The 255-nt window shown below is 63.9% G+C and carries 1 pseudogene; it reads left to right on the top strand.

Annotation, left to right across the window (positions count from 1 at the left end):
* Positions 1–255, top strand: a pseudogene (locus JHD62_RS22355) (methionine adenosyltransferase); the annotation flags it as partial.

The raw sequence follows: 255 nt of genomic DNA on the forward strand, positions 1-255 counted from the left end.
AGGGCCTGATGTTCGGTTATGCCTGCGACGAAACCCCGACGCTGATGCCTTTCCCCATCTATTACGCCCACCGTCTGGTGCAGCGCCAGGCCGAACTGCGCAAGGACGGCCGCCTGCCGTGGCTGCGTCCGGACGCCAAGAGCCAGATCACCTGCGTCTACGATGGTGAAACCGGCCTGCCCAAGCGCATCGACACCGTGGTGCTGTCCACCCAGCATAGCCCCGAAATCGACCACAAGACCCTGACCGAAGCCG

Origin of the sequence: Aquitalea sp. ASV11 (assembly GCF_016429185.1) — a bacterium.
GTDB classification, from domain to species: Bacteria; Pseudomonadota; Gammaproteobacteria; order Burkholderiales; family Chromobacteriaceae; genus Aquitalea; species Aquitalea pelogenes.